This window comes from Anaerovibrio lipolyticus LB2005 (assembly GCF_000621545.1).
Lineage (GTDB): Bacteria > Bacillota > Negativicutes > Selenomonadales > Selenomonadaceae > Anaerovibrio > Anaerovibrio lipolyticus_A.
Genome location: NZ_JHYA01000010.1, coordinates 15475 through 36856, shown reverse-complemented (window position 1 = coordinate 36856; position 21382 = coordinate 15475). Strand labels below are relative to the sequence as shown.

Here is a 21382-nt window from a genome sequence, read left to right as displayed (position 1 = left end):
AGAGGGATGATAGGGTATGAAGAAGATATTAGCAGCATTATTAATTGTAATTGCTATGATTACAACAGCCTGCGGTGGTTCTGAAAAGTCCGCAGGAACAGATAAAAAGACGGATTTTAAGATTGGTTATCTGGCTTCCACTGGACATATTTTATATTTTATTGCCCAGGAGAAGGGTTATTTTGCTGAAGAAGGGTTAAATTCAGAGTTGGTATTATTCAATAATTCCGGTGAGGGCATTACCGCTGTGGCCAATGGTAAGCTGGATGTGGGAGCTTTTGGCAGCTCGGCACCAATGGTGTATATGTCCAAGGGAAGCCCGATAACGATTTTTGCCGGGCAGATGTCCATGGGCCATGCTCTGGTGGCAAAGCCGGAGAAGGCTGCTGAATTAGCTGATTTAAAGAATCTTAAGGGAAAGACTGTGGCCACCATTCGTTTGGCCACCGGTGATATTGTATTCCGTGAGGCAGCTATTAAGCAGGGCCTAAAAATCGGCGAGGATGTAACCTTTAAGGAAATGGAATCAGCTTCTGCGGCTATGGAGGCAGTGAAGAATGGTGCAGCAGATGCTTCTGTTGTATGGACTCCATTCCGTAAAATGGCAGAACAACAGGGCTTAAAGATTGTTAAGTACAGTCCGGAGGTGCCTGGCTTTGAAAATCATCCATGCTGCCGTCAAATTGCCTCTACCGCCAATATCCAGAAGCATCCAGAAAATTATGAGGCGTTTCTCCGGGCCATGATTAAGGCGTATCGATTCTACAAGACAAATAAGGATGAATCCATAGAGATATTATCCAAGTATGTGAATATTGATAAGGATACACTGTATGAGGAGACCTATGGTAAATATGTGGAATCCAATCCAGATCCAAATCGTAATGCCGTAATTGACTTTTATAAGTACATGAAGGAAGTGGGTTATATTGAAAAGGACTTTGACATTGCAGAGCACATCAATATCCAGCTCTATCAGAAGGCCCTGGACAAGCTTCTTGAAGCTGAGCCGCAGGATAGCATTTACAAGCAGCTTAAAGCAGATTTTGAGAAAAATGATTTATAAATTCAATTTTACTAAGTCGGCCAAGACTCAACAGGTGGTGGATGTTACAGCTATTTTTCTGGGGATTCTGGTGGTGTGGGAAGTGCTGACGGTGCAGCTGGAGGTATTGGATGCATTCTTGTTCCCATCTCCTCAGCAGGTACTGGAGCTGTTTATCGGTGACCTGCCAACCATATTCCGTGGTTTGGGCAGCTCCCTGGTATTATTGTCAGCGGCCTATACCCTGGCACTGGCCACGGCCATTCCTTTAGGCTTATTTGTGGGCTGGCGACGCAGATTGTTTAATGCTGTTCATCCCATTTCAAAGATTATGAGTGCAGTGCCACCAATTGTGTATATACCCTACGCCATTGCTATTTTACCAACCTTTCAGTTGGCGTCTATTCTGGTAATTTTTGTGGGGGCCTTTTGGCCAATATTCGTGAGTACGCTAAATGCTACGGTGCAGATAGATAAAACCTTGATTGATTCGGCCCGAATGCTCCGCATCAAGGAACGGCGCTTGCTCTTTGAGATTATCCTGCCGGCTATTATGCCCCAGGTACTGACTGGATGCAGTGTGGGATTGATTTTCTCCTTTATCCTGCTGGCATCGGCTGAGATGATTGGAGCCACTTCAGGTATAGGCTGGTATGTAAAGTATTATTCTGATTTTGGCGATTATGGCAAGGTTATCGTAGGTATTCTGTTTATTGGTCTGGTGGTAACTGCTGTAATGGCTGTTTTTGACAGGATACAGCGTCATCTGCTGCGGTGGCAGGCCAAGTATTCGGCGGATTAAGGGAGGGACAATTATGTTGGAAGTGAAACATGTTAGTAAGTCCTTCTCCAAGGATGGACAGTCCCAGCTGGTACTGTCGGACCTTAATCTGGCAGTAGGGGCCAGAGAGTTTGTTTGCCTTTTAGGACCATCTGGCTGTGGTAAAAGTACCCTTCTTAGAATTATGGCTGGCCTGGATAGTGCTGAATCCGGTGGTGTATATCTGGATGACAAGCTGGTGAATGAGCCTCAGCCTAAATGCGCCTTTGTATTTCAGGACTATGCCCTGTTTCCTTGGAAAACCGTATTGGAAAATGTGGTTTATGGTATGGATGTTCACGGTATGTATGATAAGAAAACCCGGGTAGAGAAGGCTAAGGAATACTTGAAGCTCATGCATTTGGAAAAATATGAGAATTCATATATCCACGAATTGTCTGGTGGTATGCGTCAGCGGACAGCTATTGCCAGGAGCTTGGCCTTGGAGCCGGAAATATTATTCATGGATGAGCCCTTTGGGGCCTTGGACAACTTTACCCGCATGGAGCTGCAGGAGCTGTTGCTGGATATTTACAGCAAAAACAAGCTAAGTGTGGTATTTGTAACCCATGATATCAGTGAAGCAATTTATCTGGGGGACCGGGTGGTGGTAATGAATGCTCATCCAGGAACGGTTCATTCAATTTTAGATATTAATAAGGGCTTGGTGCGGGATCGTACCAGTGAGGATTTCCATCTGTATGAGGATAAAATCATGCAGGCCTTCCAGCTGGTGCGTAAGCAGGAAGTGGAATACTATATTTAAATCGTTTTAGAGTAAACTGGGAAAGGTGGTGGCAATATGGCGAAGGGCTTCATGGAACATTTTCAATGCGGTGGTGAACCGGAGCGGCATATTGCCACTGAATTGTGTCAGCGGGCTGGTGTGGAGGTCGGTGATGTATATTGCCACAGTGAGGCCATGGCTGCCATGGCCCATACTATTTGTCAGCTGGAAGGGGATATGCTGTGCAAGCTGCCCTTTGCAACCATGGCTGAGGCCGAACAGCTGGGAGCTAAGTGGAATTTCATCTCAGATAAGTCACAACCGATGCCAGGAGCCTTGCCCTATGAGAAGCTGATTGAGGTGAAAATACCGACCTTTTCCTTTGACTATGGCCTTATGCAGGAGAATTTACAGGCAATACGCCTGCTGAAGCACAAGGGAGAACGGGTCAGCTTTAATATTGAAGGACCCTTTACCCTGCTGAGTCTATTGGTACCATCCAAGGAAATTTACAAAGGGATGCGGGCTCAACCAGAGCTTCTTAGAAGGCTGTGCGAGCAACTTATAGATAATATTGTGCTGGAGGCGGCCTATGTGGCTGAGGCGGGGGCGGATGTGATTTCCTATGCCGATCCGCTGATTTCCTGTAATATGGTATCTCCGAAAGTTTATACAACGCTGTGTGGTGATATTATTCGTGAGGCCTTGCAGCGGATTACGGTGGCTGTACCCGATGTGACAGTTCATGTATGTAGTGCCACCTCAGCCGCCTTTCAACGGGCTGGCTTTTGTCAATGTCGTCCTTTCGTCGTGCCTAAGGGAATGTGCTATGGTGAGGCCCTGTGCTTTGCCCGTCATCAGGCGGGTGTCCAGCTGGTGGGCCATGGCTGCTTACAGCATTCTTGCTGCAAGATGGCCAAGCCAGTGGTATATGAACTGAAGTTATGCTAAGGATGAACGATATAGAAGGGAGTGTGTGAACAATGTTGGGAGATTGCGCTAATTGCAATGCTAATCATATGTGTTTTATGAAGGGGAAAAGCTGTGTTCCTGTGGAGCAGAGCGAGGTATTGGCCCTATACGATAAAGAGGAAAGACGTATAATGAAGGCGGCCGCCTATGTGGAAGGCACCTTTTATATGAAATATACCCGTTTGCAGGAAACTGCTGAGTTTGCCAGAAAAATGGGATATAAGACCATTGGTATCGGGTTTTGCATGGGTATTCGGGATGAAGCAAAGCTATTTGCCAAGTTTTTTGCTGATCAGGGCTTTGAAGTCGTTTCCGTTTGCTGTAAGAATTGCAGTATTCCCAAGGATGTGCTGAAGTTAAAGAAGGTAAATCCAAAGAGTGCAGTAGAGCCAATGTGTAATCCAAAGGCTCAGGCCAAGTACCTTAATGAGCATGGTGTGGAGCTTTTCGTGTCTGCTGGGCTATGTGTGGGACATGATGCTCTCTTTTCCAAGGCCTGTGATGGTCCGGTTACTACCTTGGTGGTTAAGGATCGGGTGCTGGGGAACAATCCAATGGCGGTGGTATATTCCGGTTATTGGAAGAAAAAACTGGGCCTGGCGGCACAGGATTTGTAAAAGTCATATTATATATTGTAGTGAAAAAGGCTGGAGCCGATGGTGTGTATCATCGGTATCCAGCCTTACGTGTCTTAGCGATATATGGAAGGTCAAATTGTATAAATACTACAAAACAGATAAAATAATAGTATAACAATCAATGAAGGTTACTAGTGACATGTACAATCAAGGAAAGTAGAGAGAGGGAGGGCCTCACATGAAATTTTGTGTATTTGGTGCCGGGGGAACTGGCGGAACATTGGCGGCTTATTTGGCTATGGCGAACAATGATGTGACGCTTATTGCCCGGGGGCAGCATTTAAAGGAAATACAGGAAAAAGGACTGGTGCTACATACCAATCATCGTGGTACCATTACGGTGGACAATATAAAGGCCGTTACGGCAGACGAGTATGTGGATACGCCGGATGTGCTCTTTGTTTGTGTGAAATACTACAATATTGAGGATGCTATTGCATTTGCCCGTGAAAAGGCGGGGCAGGATACTCTGATTGTACCTATTCTGAATGTCTTTGGAACTGGCGGTGTGATGCAGGAAAAGCTTACTGAGTTGACCTGCCTTGATGGCTGTATTTATGTAATGAGTGAAATAGAAGCTCCTGGAGTTATATACCAGTCCAATAAAATTTTGCGGGTGATTTTTGGCTATCGGCCAAAGCAGGATGAAAAGCTAATAGACAAGGCACGGCAGCTGGAGCAGATTTTGCGTGATGCAGAAATCAAAGCCCATTTCAGCAATAACATTATCCGTGATGCCCTGCAGAAATTTGCCTTTGTCTCCCCGGCGGCAGCAGCAGGGTCATATTTTGATGTCACTTGTGAAAATTTCCAGCACTCGGGGGAGGAACGGGATACCTTCACGGGCCTTATAAAGGAAGTAGTGGCCTTGGGCAAGGCTATGGGTGTTGAATTTGAGCAGGATCTGGTGGAAGTGGGTCTCAAGATGATGGATGCCCTAAAGCCGGATTCCACCATGTCTATGCAGAGGGATATTCAGCGGGGCCGTCAGTCAGAATTCAGCGGTCTGGTAACCAGAGTGGTGAGTCTAGGCAAGGAATATGGCGTTTCAGTGCCACTTTATGAGAAGATAAATGACTGGGGAGCTGCTAAGTCAATAAAATAATGATAATCTGGCATATTTCTCCTGAAAAACTGTGAAAAACTTCTAAAATGTTGTTTTTGCAACATAATATTTAGGATGATTAATATATAATCATGCCATGAAGTTAAGGTGTGTGAACAATAGGAGGCAATAAATATGCTTAGACAGATTATTCATATTGATGAGGAAAAATGTAACGGCTGTGGACTGTGTGCCAAGGCTTGCCATGAGGGAGCCATAGATATTGTAGATGGTAAAGCCAAGCTGATGAGGGAGCATTTCTGTGATGGACTTGGTGACTGCCTGCCGGGCTGTCCTACTGGGGCTATTACCTTTGAGAAGCGGGAAGCTCCTGCCTATGATGAGGCTGCGGTAAAGGCGGCCCAAAGTGCCAAGAAGGCGGCTTTTGCGACCATGATGCCACCAATGGGTATGGGCTGCCCAGGCTCAAGAGCCATGCAGCTAAAAAAGTCAGAGGTGACAGAGTCACAGGCGGATAATCAGCCAATGACTTCTGCCCGTCCAGTGTCCCAGCTTAATCAGTGGCCATGCCAGATAAAGCTGCTCCCAACCCAGGCACCATTCTATGATGGGGCTAAGCTGCTGATTGCAGCGGATTGTACCGCCTATGCCTATGCCAATGTCCATGAGGATTTCATGAAAGGGAAAATAACCATGATTGGCTGTCCAAAGCTGGATGAGGGAGATTACAGTGAGAAGCTGACGGAAATCATCAGCAAGAATGATATAAAGAGCGTAACTATTCTCCGTATGGAGGTGCCATGCTGCGGTGGCCTCCAAAGAGCCGCAGAAACAGCCCTGAAAAACAGCGGCAAATTCCTCCCGTGGCAGGTGGTAACCATCTCCCGTGATGGCAGGATTTTGGAATAAATATTGATGTAAAGATACCCTTGGTACACTCAGTTGTGTACTAAGGGTATTTTTGTACATGAAAAATGAGGGAATGAAATTATGAAATATAAGGGAATGAAATTGTGAAATGTGAGGGAATGAGCCATAACATATTTCTTTTAGAATATCTCCATTTGTGATAAAATTAAATTTAGTGTAGAAATGGAGGTTTCTCGATGATTCATATGAATGATGTTATGAAGGTATATGACAATGGTGCCATTGCCCTCAATCATATCAATGTCGATATTAAGAAAGGTGAGTTTGTGTTTTTGGTAGGCCCTAGTGGCGCCGGCAAATCCACCTTTATTAAGATGCTGTTCCGTGAGGTGTTGCCATCCTCTGGCATTCTCACCGTTAACGGCCGTGATATTATCCACATGTCCAATAAGGATGTGCCTTATTTGCGTCGTTCCCTGGGGGTTATATTCCAGGATTACCGCCTGCTGCCGGACAAGACAGTGTACGAGAACATTGCCTTTGCTATGCAGGTTATCGAGGCACCCCGTCGCATGATGCAGCGCAATGTTAATAATGTGCTGGATATTGTAGGACTTCGTGACAAGTATAAATGCTTCCCAAATCAGCTCTCTGGTGGTGAGCAGCAGCGTGTGGCCATTGCCCGGGCTATTGTAAACAATCCTGCCATCGTTATTGCTGATGAGCCTACGGGTAACCTTGACCCGGAGACTTCATGGGGGATTATGGATATTTTCAAAAACATTAATGCTTCCGGCACCACTATCGTAATGGCAACCCATGACAAGACCATTGTGGATGCCATGCAGAAGCGGGTTATTGCCATTGAGCATGGCGAAATAGTCCGTGACGAGGCACGAGGAGGTTACGGCTATGAGCATTAATACTGTGGAGTATTTTATTCGGGAGGTTATTCACTCCTTAAGGCGTAACAACTGGATGTCCGTTGCTTCCATCGGTACTGTTGCGGTATCTCTGTTCATATTCGGTATGTTCCTTATGCTGGTTATGAATATGAACAAAATGGTGGATGCCATGGAATCCCAGGTGCAGATCATGGTTTATCTGGAGGATGATTTTTCCCGTGATGATGCCCGTGATCTGGAAGTGGATTTGAAGAAAATGCAGGGGGTAGAAAAGGTTACCTTCGTGCCAAAGGAAGAGGCCATGGAGAAATTCAAGGAGCGTTTGGGGGACCAAAAGACTCTGCTGGATGCTTTGGACGAAACCAATCCTTTGCCGGATTCCTTTGAGGTTATGGTGCTGCAGCCGGAAATGGTTAAAACCGCCGCTGAAAACATCGAGAAGTTCGAGGGTGTTAACAGTGCCAAGTACGGTCAGGATGTTATGGAGCATCTCTTTGATATTACCCGACTGATTCGTATTTTCGGCTTTGCCTTGATGATGGTGCTGGCCTTGGCTACTCTCTTTATTATTTCCAATACCATTCGCCTTACGGTGTTTGCCCGCCGCAAGGAGATTGCCATTATGAAATACGTTGGTGCCACTGACTGGTTCATTCGCTGGCCATTTGTGCTGGAGGGTATAGTGATGGGCTTTTTGGGAAGTCTGATTGCTTCCGTTGTCCTGCGCCTCACCTATTCCGGCATTACTGCCAAGATTTATGACACCTTGGCCTTCTTCCCGCTGATTCCGGAGGAGCCTTTCCTTAATTATGTTACAATGATTGTGGTTATTGGCGGCATGATTATGGGGGCCATTGGCAGTACAGTTTCCATCAAGCGTTTCCTGAAGGTCTGAGGTGCTGTTATGAGTTTTTTTACTACCAAGCACAAGATGGCTAGTCTTATAATGGCTGCTCTCATGTCCATTTCCGTGGCAGGAACTGCCCTGGCTGATGACCTTGAGGAACAGCTTCAGGATTTGCAGGAAAAGGCGGCCCAGCAGCAGGAGATTACCAACGAGGCCCAGGCCCGGGTGGAGAATTTGTCCGAAAAGCTGCGGGTTTTGCAGGAAGAGGTGGATGCTGCCACTTCCGAGTACAATGATGTAAAGGGCAGATTGGATAAGGTTCAGTCTGATATATACGAGAATACCGAGCTCCTCAATAAAACAGAGAAGGAGCTGAAGGTAAAGAACAAGAAGTTGGCCAAGCGTGTAAGGGATATTTACATTAATGGTCAGATCAGCTATGTGGATGTGCTTTTCGGGGCCAAGGATTTCTCGGATTTCCTTACCCGTATGGACATTCTGAAGCGAATTATCAAGCATGATTACGACCTTATTATGAAGGTGAAGGCTGACCGTGAGATTGTTATGAACACCAAGGCCAAGCTGGAAAAGGATAAGGCGGATGTGGAGCTTCTTGTGGCGGATGCAGAAATCAAGCAGAAAAATATGCTTGATAAGAAGCAGGCCCAGCAGGTGCTTTTGGATAAGGCGGAGTATGACAGAGATGTTTCCCAGCAGGCCTATGAGGAAATTATGGCGGCATCTGAGGAGATTACCCGCATGATTCAGCGCAGTCAGATGGTTGGCGGCAGTTATGTGGCCGGCGGTTCTGGTGCCATGATATGGCCATTGAATGGTCCTATCACCTCTGAGTTTGGTTGGCGTACCCATCCTATTTTTGGCACCCAGCGTTATCATAGCGGCCTTGATATTGGCGGTGATTACGGTCTGCCTATTGTTGCAGCGGCCAGCGGAACTGTTATTCACTCCGGCTGGATTAGTGGTTATGGCTACACTGTCATTATTGACCATGGTGGCGGAATCACTACCCTGTATGGCCATAATGAGTCGCTTTTGGTGGGTGAGGGAGAGTCCGTATCCCAGGGCCAGACTATTGCCATGTGCGGTTCTACTGGTAATTCCACCGGTCCTCATTGCCATTTCGAGGTTCGTGAAAACGGTGAGCCGGTAAGTCCATATAGTTATTTGTAAGTTGCTTAAACACGTGCTCTTTTGCCTGCCCGTAGTGGCAGGTGAAAGGGCTCTAATTTGATTTGGGGTTATTTTGGAAATGATTGGAGAATGTTCATGAGTCAGACTAAGAAAAATATTCTTCTTGTAATCAGCACCGTACTGGTTACTTTGGTAGTGACAGGCTGTGCCGCCCTTTATCTTATGGGTGGAAATTTGTCGAAGGCAGGAGATATGATCCGCTTTATTGCCACGGTGCGCTTTGTGGAAAATCACTTTGACGGTGAGGTGGATCAGACAGCACTTATTAATGGCTCCATTGATGGCATGATGAAGTCCTTGGGGGATAAGTATTCCATCTATCTTGATGAGGATAAATTTCGCCAGCTTAATAATGTAAATAATGGAACCTTTGGTGGCATTGGCGTAGTTATGAGCTTTGCTGAGCCGGGACATTGCAAGATTATGTCCGTAATGGAAAATACCCCAGGACAGCAGGCGGGCCTTCAGGATGGTGATGAGGTAATTGCGGTGGAAGGCACCCCAGTTTCTGAGCTTCAGCCAGAGGAAGTGGTAGGAAAAATCCGTGGCGTTGAGGGAACTCAGGTGGTAATCACTATTCGCCGTCAGGGGGAGGAGGATAAGGACTATACCCTTACCCGTTCCAGCATTCCCATGACTACAGCAGCGGGAGAAATGATTCCGGATACTGAAATCGGCTATATCCGCATTGCTTCCTTCAGCGAAAACACGGGCAGGGAATTTAAGGATGCCCTGGAAAAGGAAAAGTCCCAGAATGCCAAGGGGCTTATCATTGATTTGAGGGCAAATCCAGGTGGACTGGTTACTTCTTGTATGGAAATCGCCAATATGGTGGTGCCGGAGGGAGAAGTGGTGTCTCTCATTGACAAGTCCGGTGATAAGCAGGTGTTTACTTCCAGTCTGACAGGGGCAAGCATGCCTATTGTGGTACTTATAGACGGCAATAGTGCCAGCGCTTCTGAGATTTTGGCGGGAGCATTAAAGGACAGAGGGGCGGCTACACTGGTGGGGATGAAATCCTACGGCAAGGGCTCTGTACAGACTATTTTGCCGTTGTTCCGTGGAGATGGTATAAAGCTTACTGTGGCCAAGTATTATACTCCATCAGGCACTAGCATTGACGGTATCGGAATTCAGCCCGATGTGGAAATAGCTATGCCGGAAAATCCTGTTGAGGACGTTCAGCTTTTGAAAGCAATAGAGGTAATGAAGGGAAAAATCCAGTAACCCTACCAAACTAATGGTATTTTAATGATTAGTTTATAGAATGTTTATATTCAGGTCATACAATGTTACAAGAAATTAAGGCACAGCTATGTGCATTTAGATGATTTCCTCCTGCTGAAGGGCAGGACCTTTGAAAGGATGTTTGTTATGAGAAAGAGATTTTTAATAGGAGCCATATTGCTGGCTGCCAGTGGCTTTTTGACAGGGCACACGGCTGGTCAGTGTGCATCGCTGTCATTGGAGGAAGCTATACAGACGGCTCTGGTTAATAATCCTGACGTGAATATAACCAGATTGGCTGAAGATACTGCCCAGGCCAAGCTGAGCCAGGCCCGGGGAAGTAACAGCATCTCTGTAAAGGCTGGCACTAATTTCGGCAAGTCCGAAAAGAATGACATGGGGTGGGACAATAATAACGCCACAACTATTTCTGCTTCAATGCCATTGTTTAACGGAAACATAACTGGCCGAAATATTGAAAGTGCGGAAATAGGAGTGGATATTGCCAAGCTACAGACCCAGCGCAAGTGGGAAACCACCAAGCTGTCAGTTATCAAGGCCTACTATGACGTATTACAGGCCAAGAAGCAGACGGCAGTTTATCAGGATGCCGTTGACAAGTATCAGCTGCATTTGACTAATGTTGAACAGCTGTATAACGCCGGCAGCAAGGCCAAAATTGATGTGCTCCGTTCTCAGGTGGAGCTGGCTAATGCCCGTCAGAGCCTGATTAAGGGGGAAAATGCTTATGAGAACAGTAAAAGTATTTTGAAAAACCTTCTGTATATGGATCAGAATGAGCCGGTGGAGCTTACGGATGATTTCGTATACGAACCCTTCAATGATGATGTTAATACCTGCGTCTCCTATGCTTTGGAAAATCGCAAGGATTTAATAGTGGATACATATCAGGTGAAGCAAAAGGAGCTGGCACTGAAAAATGCCTTGGCTGGATATATGCCAACGGTGGACCTTAGTGTAAGCACCGGCTGGAATAAGCAGGTGACACCAAGCCGTGAGAATCACAGCGTTTCGGGAACCATTGGTGTAAACTGGAACATTTGGGACAGCGGTGTTACCAAGGGAAAGGTAAATGCCGCCAAGGTGGAGCTGGAGACGGCAAAGCTGACCCTTAATAAGGATAAAAGCACTGTGGATATGAATGTCCGCACAGATTATAACAGTATGCGCGAAGCAGAAAAGCGCTTTGAATCCACCAAGGAAGCCGTGAGAGAGGCCCAGGAGGATTACTTTATTGCCAATGAGAAATACAAGGCTGGCGAGGGTATCATGCTGGATATTATTGATGCCCAGAATGCCCTGGAAACGGCTCAGCATAATTTCTTAAGTGCCCAGTACGACTATGCAAGACATAGAGCAGCGGTGGAAAGCGATATGGGGCTGGATGTTCATCCTTCCACCTCCACAGTTTCCAATGCGCCATCAGAAAAGTGATGGGCTATTCTGAAGTGAGAAAAGAGGCAAAGATATGAGAAAGAAAAAAACTTTCACTATAGCTGGCATCCTAATCGCAATTTTGGTGGTAATATTTGGCGGGTACATGTATTTCAGCAGCTCCAATGCAGAAAAAAACGCTGCCTCCACTGAAATGGCCCAGGTTCAGCGTATGAAGATAAAATCCACTGTATCTGCCACGGGAACAATTCGCCCAGTGGATTCCGTAGAGGTTAGCTCCAAGATTACAGCCCGTATCAAGTCGGTGCTGGTAAAGGAAAATGACCATGTAACAGCAGGGCAGACTGTGGCTATTTTGGATGGCAAGGACTATGAGGCCTCCAATGATCAAGCAGAATATAAGCTGATTAATGCCAAGTCCAAGTACAATCGTGTTTCCTACCTTAATTCTATTGGTGCCAAGTCCCAGGAGGAAATGGAGGACGCCCAGCTCACCTATGATACAGCTGCCAGTAATCTGGAGAAAACCCAGTCTGATTTAAGCGAGACTGTTATTGTGGCTCCTATGGATGGCATTGTGGTGGGTGAGCCTAAGAGTGCCGGAACCATGGCGGTACAGGGCAACAGCAATCCTACCGTTATTATGACCATTGCTAATATGAGTACAAAGCAGATTCTGGCCAAGGTGGATGAAACCGATATTGGCAGCGTTAAGGTGGGGCAGAATGCCACCTTTACCGTTGATACCTATACGGGAAAGACCTTCACAGCAAGGGTTTCCAAGATTTCCCAGACAGACGTTACCAATAGCTGGAACACTAATTCCAGCAACAGCTCAGCTTCCTCATCTTCCACTGCCAGTGTTATTTACTATTATGTGGTGCTGGATGTGGATGATCCTGATAATCTGTTGCTGCCGGCTATGACAGCCCGTGTGGACATTGTTACCTCTGAAAAGGAAAATGCCCTTGTGGTTCCAATCTCTGCCTTGAAGACGGATACCAAGGGCTCCTATGTTCAGCTTAGCCTGCCGGACGGCACTACTGAAAAGCGCTATGTATCCACCGGAATATATAGTGATGAATATGTGGAAATTGAGGATGGCCTTTCCGATGGTGATACTGTAGCCATTACCTACAAGGCCAAGAGCAGCACTGCAACCACTTCCAAAAACACCAGAGGCGGCGGCCCAGGCGGACCTCCAATTTAAGAGCGGAGGTTGATAATTAATGAGTAATATCGAAAAAATTACTATTAGCCTTAGGGGGATAAAAAAGCTGTACAAGGTTGGTGATCAGGAGGTGGCGGCCCTCAATGGCATAGATCTGGATATTAAAGAGGGGGAATTTGCCGCTCTTATGGGGCCGTCTGGCTCTGGTAAGTCCACCCTGATGAATATTTTAGGATGCCTTGATCGACCAAGCATTGGTTCCTATAAGCTGGATGGCCAGGAGGTGGCTCACCTTAGCGATGATATGCTGGCCAGAACCAGAAATCAGAAAATCGGCTTTGTTTTTCAGAACTTTAATCTTTTGTCCAGAATTTCTGCTCTGGAAAATGTGGCATTGCCCTTGGTTTATGCTGGAGTAGACTCTGATGAGCGTGAGGAACGGGCTATGTATTTTCTGGAGCAGGTGGGTCTGGCAGACAGGGCAGATCATCAGCCCAATGAGCTTTCAGGTGGTCAGCGGCAGCGTGTGGCCATTGCCCGGGCCTTGGTAAATGATCCCCAGATTATTATGGCGGATGAGCCAACAGGCAACCTTGATACCAAGTCCACCAAGGAAATAATGGAAATATTCCAGTCCATGCACGAAAAGGGGCGTACCATTATTTTGGTAACCCATGAGCCGGATATAGCGGTTTGTGCCAGCCGTCAGCTGCTGGTCCGTGATGGTGTTATTACCAGAGATGAAGGGAAGGGCGTGGTTTTGGATGTTGTTTAAGGAAAGCTTTTCCATGGCCTTTACTGCCCTTTTGGCCAATAAAATGCGGTCCCTCCTCACAATGCTGGGCATAATCATCGGCGTTGGTGCCGTTATTGCCATGGTATCTGTAGGTATGGGTGTTAAAAGCGATGTGGTAAACAGCATTTCTTCCCTGGGAAGTAATATGCTAATTGTATCTCCTGGCTCCACCAACAGGGGCGGTGTCCGTGGAGCAGCTGGCTCCCGTACCAATCTGAAATACGATGACGCTAAGGCCATTAAGGAAAAAATAAAGAATATTGATTTCGTATCACCATCTGTATCCCGGTCTTACCAGATTGTTTACGGCAATCAGAACTGGAATTCCTCGGTAATGGGTGTGACTCCTGAGTATATGTCCATCCGTTCCCTGGAGGTTAGCACAGGCTCCTTTGTCACTGAAAGCGACAATAATAAGAGAAATCGCGTGGCCGTAATTGGCAGCACTGTAGCCACAAATCTTTTTGGTACAACTAATCCTGTGGGGCAGAACATCCGCGTTAATAATCAGCCCTTCAAGGTTATTGGCGTGCTGGAAAGCAAGGGCCAGTCCTCTATGGGACAGGATCAGGATGATGTGGTTATTGTGCCGCTCACTACAGCCATGGAACGCCTTATGGCCATGGATTATGTATCCTCTGTTAATATTCAGGTATCTGATGCCAATAAGATGGATCAGGTTCAGGAGGATATTGAGGTTCTGCTGCGTCAGCGCCACAAGATAATCGGTGGCAAAGAGGATGACTTTAACGTTCGTAATATGACCAGTCTTATGGAAACCATGAGTCAGACCACTACCATGCTCACCATACTTTTGGGAAGTATCGCCGGCATATCTTTGGTGGTAGGTGGCATCGGCATTATGAATATAATGATGGTGTCAGTTACGGAGCGTACCCGTGAGATAGGTATCCGCAAAGCACTGGGGGCCACCTTCCAGAACATCATGATGCAGTTTCTGATAGAGTCTGTTGTTATCGGCGTTATTGGCGGTATTATAGGCATTGGGCTGGGCTGCGGCTTGTCCATGCTGGTGGGCAAGTTTGGTAATTTCACCACGGTTATCACGCCTTTGCCGGTATTTGTGTCCTTCAGCTTCTCTGTGGGCATTGGTCTGTTCTTTGGAATTTATCCAGCCAGAAAGGCTGCCAAGCTGGACCCTATTGAAGCATTACGTTATGAATAAAATAGGATCACCTTCCCCAGAGGGAAAGGATGACATCAAAAAAACCTGTTGCGTTGCTGCAACAGGTTTTTTACGTCATGATTAAAGCTTTATTTTGCGTTGTATTCTACTATCTTAATACCACGATGCTCATTCAAGTCAATGATATTATCCTGGTCAATCTTAATGAGCGGATGAATAGCCAGGTCATCAGGATAGCGAAGAATGGTACCGGTGAGACCATTGTTGAGAACTACAGTGGAGCCCAGGAAGGCATCCTTGATTCTCTTGAGGATTACAACGCAAATCTCAGGATCCAGCTTGCTGTACATCAGCTCAGTAATTTTGGCAATGGCCGCAAACGGAGTCTGACGCACAAAGCCCTCACGCTCTGTGGTGATGTTATCGTAAAGATCTGCAATGGCAATAATACGGGAGAACTGATGAATCTTGTCACCACTAAGACCGTCAGGAATACCACTGCCGTCCAATGCTTCGTGATGCTGCAGGGCTGCCAGCTTTATTCCCTCGGACAGCTCCGGACTGGTGGCCAGAATCTTGTAGCCATCATAGGTATGCTGTAAATATGTTTCGAAATCCTCACCCTTCAAAGTCTCCACCTGACGATTCTGCAATCGTTCAGGGAAATGAACCTTACCAATATCATGGAGGAAACCGGCAGTGATAAGATCAGTAACCTGTCTTGATGGCATAAGCAGCCATTTGCCAATTACACCTGCCAAAATGGAAACTCGTATGGAGTGGTTATATACGTCGTCAGCCATGTGGTTGAGCTCGTAAAGGTAATCGATGGCACCACTTTGCTTGGACATGGGCATCAGGTCTTCCTTTACCAGTTCCTTTGTCTTTTCCGCTGGCACCTTGTCATCCTTCAGAGTGGATGTAAAAATGTCATTTACCTCGTGCACTACCTCACGGTATTGGGCCGCAAACGCATTGCTGCGGTTAAACATGGCCATGACATTCTGGTAGTTTGGACTAAGTTCATATTCATCTTTAACATATACATAAGGAACATTAAGGAATTCCAGTCTGGTGATGTGGGCCTTTGTCAGCAAGGTATTTTCTGACAGTACCACCACCATATCGTCGTTGAGTATTGTACGAGCAAGCTCCATCCCCGGTTCTAACTCATCTATTGTTAATTCTTTCATACATAGCCCCTCCAATTCACTATTTACCATTGTAACATTCTATATGATACTGTAAAAATCCTACCATTAAGTAAAAAAATATGAAAAAAATATAGAAAAAGGACAAAAGTCTGATAAGAAAAATGTAAATTTTAATATTTTATCATTTTTCTCTTGCAATACATTAACGAACTAAAGTATAATATGCGTATTGAAATTGCAATAACTTATTCAAAAAGGAGTGTATAGTTCTATGAAGAAGATTTTGGCTGTTTGTATGATGCTGGTTTTGGCTGTGGCGGCTTTGGCTGGCTGTGGCAATGATACAGCGAAGAAGGATACTGCACAGAAAATAGTGGTAGGTCTGGATGACAATTTCCCACCTATGGGCTTCAAGGATGAAAAGAATGAAATCGTAGGCTTTGATATTGATTTGGCCAAGGAGGCCTCCAAGCGTTTAGGCTGTGAGGTGGAGTTTAAGGCAATCGACTGGAACTCCAAGGAGGCTGAGCTGAAGAGCGGCCGCGTAGACGTTCTCTGGAATGGTCTGGATATCACCGAGAAGCGTAAGGAAAATATGCTGTTCTCTGATCCTTACATGAACAACCGTCAGATTGTATTTGTTGCTTCCAATAAGGGCGTGAAAATCTCCTCTGAGGCTGATCTCGCCGGCAAGGTAATCGGTACCCAGAGCGGTGGCACCTCTGAGGAATATTTTGAGAGCAAGAAGGATCTGAAGGCTTCCATGAAGGAAGTAAAGTATTATCCTGATTTCATCAATGCATTTATGGATCTGGAAAATGGCCGTATTGATGCAGTTGTAGGCGATGAGATTATTGGCCGTTACTACATCAGCAAGCACCCTGAAAAGATTACTGCTATTGACACTGTAATCGGCGATGTAAGCCAGTTCGGCTTTGCCTTCCGCAAGGATGATCAGGCTCTCCGTGACAAGGTACAGAAGGTATTTGATGAAATGATCAAGGATGGCACTGTAGCAAAGATTTCCGAGAAGTGGTTTGCAAAGGACATCACCCTCAAAAAGTAAAATAGTTATGAGGTGAGGTGCAGTTAGCTTTCGCGACGGTCCCGGTTCTAAAACTTTTTCTTGCATTTATATAGTGTAAAAAATCATAACTCGCTTCGCTCAAACAAATGATTTTTTCCACTAATATTAAAGTACGCAACAAAAAGTTTCTTAACGAACCGTGCCCTAATTGCTCAATCTAACTGCACCTCACCTCAGTTACTTTATGGACTGTTGCATCGTTTGCAATAGTCCTTTTTTTGATGTAAAATATATAGGCTTAGTGCTTTGCTACGGTAAAGCGGGAAATTAATAAAATGTTTACAGAAGGGGATTACTACTTATATGGATAGCTTATTGCATACAGTTGTCCTGATGCTGGAAGGCACCCAGGTCACATTGCAGATATTCTTTATTACGTTGATTTTTTCATTGCCACTGGGTCTGCTGGCTGCCTTTGGCCGCCTGTCTTCCTTGAAGCTGGTGAGCCGTTTCATGGAATTTTACATCTGGCTTATGCGTGGCACGCCTTTGATGCTGCAGCTGCTCTTCGTTTACTTTGCCCTGCCAATGGTGGGTATTATGCTGCCTGATCTGGTGGCTGCCCTGTTGGCATTTACATTAAACTATGCTGCATATTTTGCTGAGATTTTCCGTGCGGGCATTCAGTCAATTTCCCGTGGCCAGTATGAGGCTGCCAAAACCCTTGGCATGACCCACAAGCAGACCATGCGCCGCATTATTATACCTCAGATGATTCGCTACGTTTTGCCACCGGTAAGTAATGAGACTATTAATCTTGTAAAGGATACTTCCCTTATTTATATACTTGCCATGAATGACCTGCTGAGAGTGGCCCGTACCATCGTACAGCGTGAGTTTGATATGACACCATTTGTGGTGGCAGCCGTTTTCTACTTAATTATGACAGCCGTACTTACATGGGGCTTCAAGAAGCTGGAGGCATATTATGGAAAATATGACCAATAATCAGGTAATGCTGCGTTTGACGCAGATTCATAAAAAATTCGATGAGCTTGAGGTTTTGCGGGGCATTGACCTTGATTTGAAAAAAGGTGAGACCAAAGCAATTATTGGCCCATCCGGTTCCGGCAAGAGTACCCTGCTCCGTTGTATTAATCGTTTGGAAATAATCGATTCCGGAAAAATAGAAATAAAGGGGCGTGCTTTGGCCCAAAATAATAGTGAAAATGTGGCAGAATACGTTTCGGAAAAGGAAGCCAGGGATATTTTGTCCTGCACTGGTATGGTGTTTCAGCAGTTTAATCTTTTTCCCCACATGACTGTGATGCAGAACTTGCTGGAGGCACCGGTTCAGGTGCAGAAGCGCAAAAAGGAGGAGGTAATCCCCGAGGCAGAGGAGCTGCTGCGCAAAGTAGGCCTTTTCGAGAAAAGGGATAATTATCCCTCCCGTCTTTCTGGCGGTCAGCAACAGCGGGTGGCTATTGCCAGAGCTCTTTGTATGAAGCCGGATATTATGCTGTTTGATGAGCCAACATCTGCCTTGGATCCGGAGCTTACCGGCGAGGTATTGAAAACCATGCGGGAGCTGGCGGCAGAGCACATGACCATGCTGGTGGTTACCCATGAAATGGCTTTTGCCAGAGAGGCTGCCAATCAGGTGGTATTTATGGCTGATGGGGTTATTGTGGAACAGGGGCCTGCCCAGCAGGTTATTGATCATCCACAGGAAGAGCGAACCCAGGCCTTCCTCAAGAACATGCTTTAAATTTTCATAATTATATGATAGAATTTCTACTTAGAAATTTATTCTTTATATAATTTGGAAGAAATTGAATTTTTTAAGCTAGTTCTATGGGTTTAAAAGCCCGTTTTTGGGGGAATATATATATGTACTTTCTTAAAGCTAAGGCCATTTATTTGCATTTTGCGGGTATAATGCTGCTTTTGGCTGGTTTTCTTATGTTTTGGTCCACCCAGGAGGCTCAGGCAGCCACCTTTGCCCAACGTATGGCAAATATGGCGGAGGTTACCGCCGTAAGGGTGAGCTCTGATAAGGACAAGGCCCGTATCGTATTGGATACCACCAAGGATGTTGCAATTAAAACCAGTGTTTTAAGTAATCCATCACGGGTTGTGGTGGATATTCAGGGGGCCTGGATAAGTCCTGAGGCCAAAAAGACAATTAACATAGGCAGCCAGTTTGCCAAATCCGTGCGTCTGGCTCAGTTTGACCCGAATACGGTGCGTGTAGTTATTGAAAGCACCATGAATGAGAGTAACCGTAATTTTTTCACATTGGCCGGTGGTAATACTGGTCATCGTCTGGTTTTGGATTTTGGTAATGTGGGTAAGGGCTCCGGGGGAGCAGCCATAGATTTTGGCAAGACTGGCTCCAGCTCTGGTAATACTGAAAAGCCACAGCCATCCACTGATGAACAGACCAGCACTCCTGTCACCACTTCTGAGGGTGATTCTGATAAGAAGGAAGAGGCTACCCCAGTGGTTGAGCCAGAATTTACTCCTGGCATTAAGGGGAAAAAGATTACTATTGATGCCGGTCATGGTGGCAGCGACGTTGGTGCCATTGGCCCAACAGGTGTTACAGAGAAAAGTGTCACCCTTCGTATAGCCTTGGAGCTGCAGCGTATTTTGGCTGCTGAAGGGGCTGAGGTCATTATGACCCGCAACAAGGATACTGAGGTATCTCCAAAGAAGGCCAATGCAACAGATATTGAGGAGCTTCAGGCCCGTTGTGATATAGCCAACAGAAATGATTCGGATATCTTTATTTCTATTCACATGGATTCCTTCACCAGCAGCAGTCCAAGCGGTACCACGGGCTATTACTACGGAAAGGGTACCAAGGCTTCTGTCCGTTTGGCCCAGTATGTTTCTGATGGGGTGGTATCGGCCCTGTCTACAGGCCATAGAGGCGTTAAGAGCTGTAATTTCTATGTTGTCAGACATACAAATATGCCGGCAATTCTTTTGGAAACAGCCTTTATTTCCAACGAGAAGGAGGAGCGGCTGCTGAATTCTGAGGCTGGTATCAAAAAGGCGGCTTCCGGTATTTTGAAGGGAATAAAGAAATTCTTTGGTTGATGAAAAAATAGTATTTTGACAATATCTTGAATATGAAAATATGTGAGGTTGAGTGATTTGGAATTTAGTTTTTCTGATGAACAGTTTAATAAAGTAATTGCAGAGCAAAAGGCAGAGCGCATGAAGAGCCTTCGCCGTCATAAGCTGCCGGAAAAGCTCACCTTGGAGGAGGCACTTAATGCACTTACCAAGACAGAGCTGGAGGATATTCAGTACAATCTGAATCTTCCTGTTGCCACTAACATTAATCGTGTCAAGAAGGCCGAAATGGTGGAGGCAGTGTTGCCGGAGGTTATTAAATTCGCCCAGCGCTGGTTTGTCAGTGCCTTTGAGGATCAGAAGGATATTTTTGACTATGCTTGCAAGCACAAGGGTCTGGCTGGTGATTTGCAGCTTGATGATGGCCGTCTGGACTATCTCCGTGGCATTGGTATCATGTATTGCGGCCTTTCTGATGGCAAGCTGGTTTGGTATATGCCAAAGGAAATTCAGAAGGAATACGGCAAAATTAACAATGCTGCCTTCCAGCAGGCTACTGCACTAAATACTGAGGTTATCCGTCTGGCCTCCGGTCTGGTATTCTATTATGGTGTAATGGATTACGACCAGCTCTATGCCAAGGTCAGTGAATATATTGACGATGAACTGGAATTTGCTGATTTTATCGGCATTATCCTCAACGGTGGCTGCTGGTATGACAATATTCAGGCCGGCAAGCATGAGCTGATGTATTCTGAGCTCATGAATGTGGATGCCCTTCAGGCAGAGCAGATGAAGAATACATCCATTGATTACGCTGATTTGCCATATGATAAGGTGTGGGACGCTGGCCAGGAATCCTATGTGGAGTCAACTGGTGCCTACAGGGCATTGGCCCAGTTCCTGATGAACAAGTGTAATCTGGACGTTCTGCAGGCAGCAGAGGCTGTCCGTTCCATTAATATCATTATTCAGAATGGTTATGGCATGAAGGAAATCGTTGGCTTCTTGAAGGATCAGAAGCTGGTATTACCTAAGATGGAGGAGACCCAGGAGCTGTACGGCCTTATTGGACGCTACAACAATACCCTGCCTAAATGGGTATTAAAGGGTCATACTGAGGATGAGCTGGCTAATATGCCTCGTCAGTCCGTGGTACGGGTAGGCAAGAAGATTGGCCGTAACGATCCATGTCCTTGTGGCAGCGGTAAAAAGTACAAGAATTGCTGCCTCGATAAAAATTACTAAAAAATTTTTA

General features: G+C 45.9%; 21 protein-coding genes. 20 read left to right on the top strand and 1 reads right to left on the bottom strand.

From position 1 onward, the window contains the following. Positions 1-16 precede the first annotated feature (16 nt). From T355_RS0108470 to T355_RS0108400, 15 genes are all read left to right on the top strand, one after another. A complete protein-coding gene (locus T355_RS0108470) occupies positions 17-1066 on the top strand; it encodes an ABC transporter substrate-binding protein (RefSeq protein WP_027397378.1) in 1050 nt (349 codons plus the stop codon). After that, positions 1056-1847: an ABC transporter permease gene (locus tag T355_RS14005; protein ID WP_051555485.1), complete on the top strand. Its 792-nt coding sequence runs from the start codon at positions 1056-1058 to the stop codon at positions 1845-1847. The genes T355_RS0108470 and T355_RS14005 overlap by 11 nt, the downstream gene beginning before the upstream one ends. 13 nt (positions 1848-1860) lie before the next feature. Further along, positions 1861-2631: an ABC transporter ATP-binding protein gene (locus tag T355_RS0108460; protein ID WP_037330046.1), complete on the top strand. Its 771-nt coding sequence runs from the start codon at positions 1861-1863 to the stop codon at positions 2629-2631. Positions 2632-2667: 36 nt separating this feature from the next. Continuing rightward, positions 2668-3543 (top strand): uroporphyrinogen decarboxylase family protein, encoded by an 876-nt coding sequence (locus T355_RS0108455; RefSeq protein WP_027397376.1) that lies wholly within the window; start codon positions 2668-2670, stop codon positions 3541-3543. 32 nt (positions 3544-3575) lie between these two features. Then, positions 3576-4181, top strand: a complete 606-nt coding sequence (locus T355_RS0108450) for a DUF1847 domain-containing protein (protein ID WP_027397375.1) — start codon at positions 3576-3578, stop codon at positions 4179-4181. 199 nt (positions 4182-4380) lie between these two features. After that, positions 4381-5307: a ketopantoate reductase family protein gene (locus tag T355_RS0108445; protein WP_027397374.1), complete on the top strand. Its 927-nt coding sequence runs from the start codon at positions 4381-4383 to the stop codon at positions 5305-5307. Positions 5308-5442: 135 nt separating this feature from the next. Beyond that, positions 5443-6177: an ATP-binding protein gene (locus tag T355_RS0108440; RefSeq protein ID WP_027397373.1), complete on the top strand. Its 735-nt coding sequence runs from the start codon at positions 5443-5445 to the stop codon at positions 6175-6177. A gap of 197 nt (positions 6178-6374) precedes the next feature. After that, positions 6375-7061: a cell division ATP-binding protein FtsE gene (gene ftsE, locus T355_RS0108435; protein ID WP_027397372.1), complete on the top strand. Its 687-nt coding sequence runs from the start codon at positions 6375-6377 to the stop codon at positions 7059-7061. Continuing rightward, entirely contained in the window at positions 7051-7938 is an 888-nt protein-coding gene (ftsX, locus tag T355_RS0108430; RefSeq protein ID WP_027397371.1) for a permease-like cell division protein FtsX, read from the top strand. Before ftsE ends, ftsX begins: the two co-directional genes overlap by 11 nt. 9 nt (positions 7939-7947) lie before the next feature. Then, positions 7948-9081, top strand: a complete 1134-nt coding sequence (locus T355_RS0108425) for a murein hydrolase activator EnvC family protein (protein ID WP_231483013.1) — start codon at positions 7948-7950, stop codon at positions 9079-9081. Positions 9082-9177: 96 nt separating this feature from the next. Continuing rightward, complete coding sequence (locus tag T355_RS0108420) at positions 9178-10329, top strand: S41 family peptidase (protein WP_027397369.1); 1152 nt, start codon at positions 9178-9180, stop codon at positions 10327-10329. A gap of 147 nt (positions 10330-10476) precedes the next feature. Continuing rightward, positions 10477-11784 carry a TolC family protein gene (locus T355_RS14000; protein WP_051555483.1) on the top strand — a complete coding sequence of 436 codons (1308 nt, stop codon included), beginning with the start codon at positions 10477-10479 and terminating at the stop codon, positions 11782-11784. Between the two features lie 34 nt (positions 11785-11818). Continuing rightward, positions 11819-12955, top strand: coding sequence for an efflux RND transporter periplasmic adaptor subunit (locus tag T355_RS0108410; RefSeq protein ID WP_027397368.1), 1137 nt, complete (start codon positions 11819-11821; stop codon positions 12953-12955). A gap of 19 nt (positions 12956-12974) precedes the next feature. Beyond that, on the top strand, positions 12975-13691 hold the full coding sequence (locus T355_RS0108405; protein WP_027397367.1) for an ABC transporter ATP-binding protein: 717 nt from the start codon (positions 12975-12977) through the stop codon (positions 13689-13691). Beyond that, on the top strand, positions 13681-14898 hold the full coding sequence (locus tag T355_RS0108400; RefSeq protein WP_027397366.1) for an ABC transporter permease: 1218 nt from the start codon (positions 13681-13683) through the stop codon (positions 14896-14898). Before T355_RS0108405 ends, T355_RS0108400 begins: the two co-directional genes overlap by 11 nt. 89 nt (positions 14899-14987) lie before the next feature. On the opposite strand, the gene T355_RS0108395 is transcribed toward T355_RS0108400, so the two are convergent. Continuing rightward, positions 14988-16052 carry an HD-GYP domain-containing protein gene (locus tag T355_RS0108395; protein ID WP_027397365.1) on the bottom strand — a complete coding sequence of 355 codons (1065 nt, stop codon included), beginning with the start codon at positions 16050-16052 and terminating at the stop codon, positions 14988-14990. Positions 16053-16284: 232 nt separating this feature from the next. Between T355_RS0108395 and T355_RS0108390 the strand changes: the two genes are divergently transcribed. From T355_RS0108390 to T355_RS15480, 5 genes are all read left to right on the top strand, one after another. Next, on the top strand, positions 16285-17079 hold the full coding sequence (locus tag T355_RS0108390) for an amino acid ABC transporter substrate-binding protein (protein ID WP_051555482.1): 795 nt from the start codon (positions 16285-16287) through the stop codon (positions 17077-17079). Positions 17080-17403: 324 nt separating this feature from the next. Continuing rightward, complete coding sequence (locus T355_RS0108385; RefSeq protein WP_027397363.1) at positions 17404-18048, top strand: amino acid ABC transporter permease; 645 nt, start codon at positions 17404-17406, stop codon at positions 18046-18048. Beyond that, a complete protein-coding gene (locus T355_RS0108380) occupies positions 18029-18808 on the top strand; it encodes an amino acid ABC transporter ATP-binding protein (protein WP_027397362.1) in 780 nt (259 codons plus the stop codon). The genes T355_RS0108385 and T355_RS0108380 overlap by 20 nt, the downstream gene beginning before the upstream one ends. 122 nt (positions 18809-18930) lie before the next feature. After that, a complete protein-coding gene (locus tag T355_RS0108375) occupies positions 18931-20145 on the top strand; it encodes an N-acetylmuramoyl-L-alanine amidase (RefSeq protein WP_037330045.1) in 1215 nt (404 codons plus the stop codon). A gap of 57 nt (positions 20146-20202) precedes the next feature. Further along, complete coding sequence (locus tag T355_RS15480; RefSeq protein WP_051555481.1) at positions 20203-21372, top strand: SEC-C metal-binding domain-containing protein; 1170 nt, start codon at positions 20203-20205, stop codon at positions 21370-21372. Positions 21373-21382: the final 10 nt, after the last annotated feature.

Excerpts from the sequence above, each read along its gene's own strand:
- ftsX (WP_027397371.1), top strand. The coding sequence starts at position 7,051 with ATGAGCATTAATACTGTGGAGTATTTTATTCGGGAGGTTATTCACTCC.
- T355_RS0108380 (WP_027397362.1), top strand. The coding sequence starts at position 18,029 with ATGGAAAATATGACCAATAATCAGGTAATGCTGCGTTTGACGCAGATT.
- T355_RS14005 (WP_051555485.1), top strand. The coding sequence starts at position 1,056 with ATGATTTATAAATTCAATTTTACTAAGTCGGCCAAGACTCAACAGGTG.
- T355_RS0108390 (WP_051555482.1), top strand. The coding sequence starts at position 16,285 with ATGAAGAAGATTTTGGCTGTTTGTATGATGCTGGTTTTGGCTGTGGCG.
- T355_RS0108385 (WP_027397363.1), top strand. The coding sequence starts at position 17,404 with ATGGATAGCTTATTGCATACAGTTGTCCTGATGCTGGAAGGCACCCAG.
- T355_RS0108425 (WP_231483013.1), top strand. The coding sequence starts at position 7,948 with ATGAGTTTTTTTACTACCAAGCACAAGATGGCTAGTCTTATAATGGCT.
- T355_RS0108410 (WP_027397368.1), top strand. The coding sequence starts at position 11,819 with ATGAGAAAGAAAAAAACTTTCACTATAGCTGGCATCCTAATCGCAATT.
- T355_RS0108455 (WP_027397376.1), top strand. The coding sequence starts at position 2,668 with ATGGCGAAGGGCTTCATGGAACATTTTCAATGCGGTGGTGAACCGGAG.
- T355_RS0108440 (WP_027397373.1), top strand. The coding sequence starts at position 5,443 with ATGCTTAGACAGATTATTCATATTGATGAGGAAAAATGTAACGGCTGT.
- T355_RS14000 (WP_051555483.1), top strand. The coding sequence starts at position 10,477 with ATGAGAAAGAGATTTTTAATAGGAGCCATATTGCTGGCTGCCAGTGGC.
- T355_RS0108375 (WP_037330045.1), top strand. The coding sequence starts at position 18,931 with ATGTACTTTCTTAAAGCTAAGGCCATTTATTTGCATTTTGCGGGTATA.
- T355_RS0108395 (WP_027397365.1), bottom strand. The coding sequence starts at position 16,052 with ATGAAAGAATTAACAATAGATGAGTTAGAACCGGGGATGGAGCTTGCT.
- T355_RS0108460 (WP_037330046.1), top strand. The coding sequence starts at position 1,861 with ATGTTGGAAGTGAAACATGTTAGTAAGTCCTTCTCCAAGGATGGACAG.
- T355_RS0108470 (WP_027397378.1), top strand. The coding sequence starts at position 17 with ATGAAGAAGATATTAGCAGCATTATTAATTGTAATTGCTATGATTACA.
- T355_RS0108420 (WP_027397369.1), top strand. The coding sequence starts at position 9,178 with ATGAGTCAGACTAAGAAAAATATTCTTCTTGTAATCAGCACCGTACTG.
- T355_RS0108405 (WP_027397367.1), top strand. The coding sequence starts at position 12,975 with ATGAGTAATATCGAAAAAATTACTATTAGCCTTAGGGGGATAAAAAAG.
- T355_RS0108445 (WP_027397374.1), top strand. The coding sequence starts at position 4,381 with ATGAAATTTTGTGTATTTGGTGCCGGGGGAACTGGCGGAACATTGGCG.
- T355_RS0108400 (WP_027397366.1), top strand. The coding sequence starts at position 13,681 with ATGTTGTTTAAGGAAAGCTTTTCCATGGCCTTTACTGCCCTTTTGGCC.
- ftsE (WP_027397372.1), top strand. The coding sequence starts at position 6,375 with ATGATTCATATGAATGATGTTATGAAGGTATATGACAATGGTGCCATT.
- T355_RS0108450 (WP_027397375.1), top strand. The coding sequence starts at position 3,576 with ATGTTGGGAGATTGCGCTAATTGCAATGCTAATCATATGTGTTTTATG.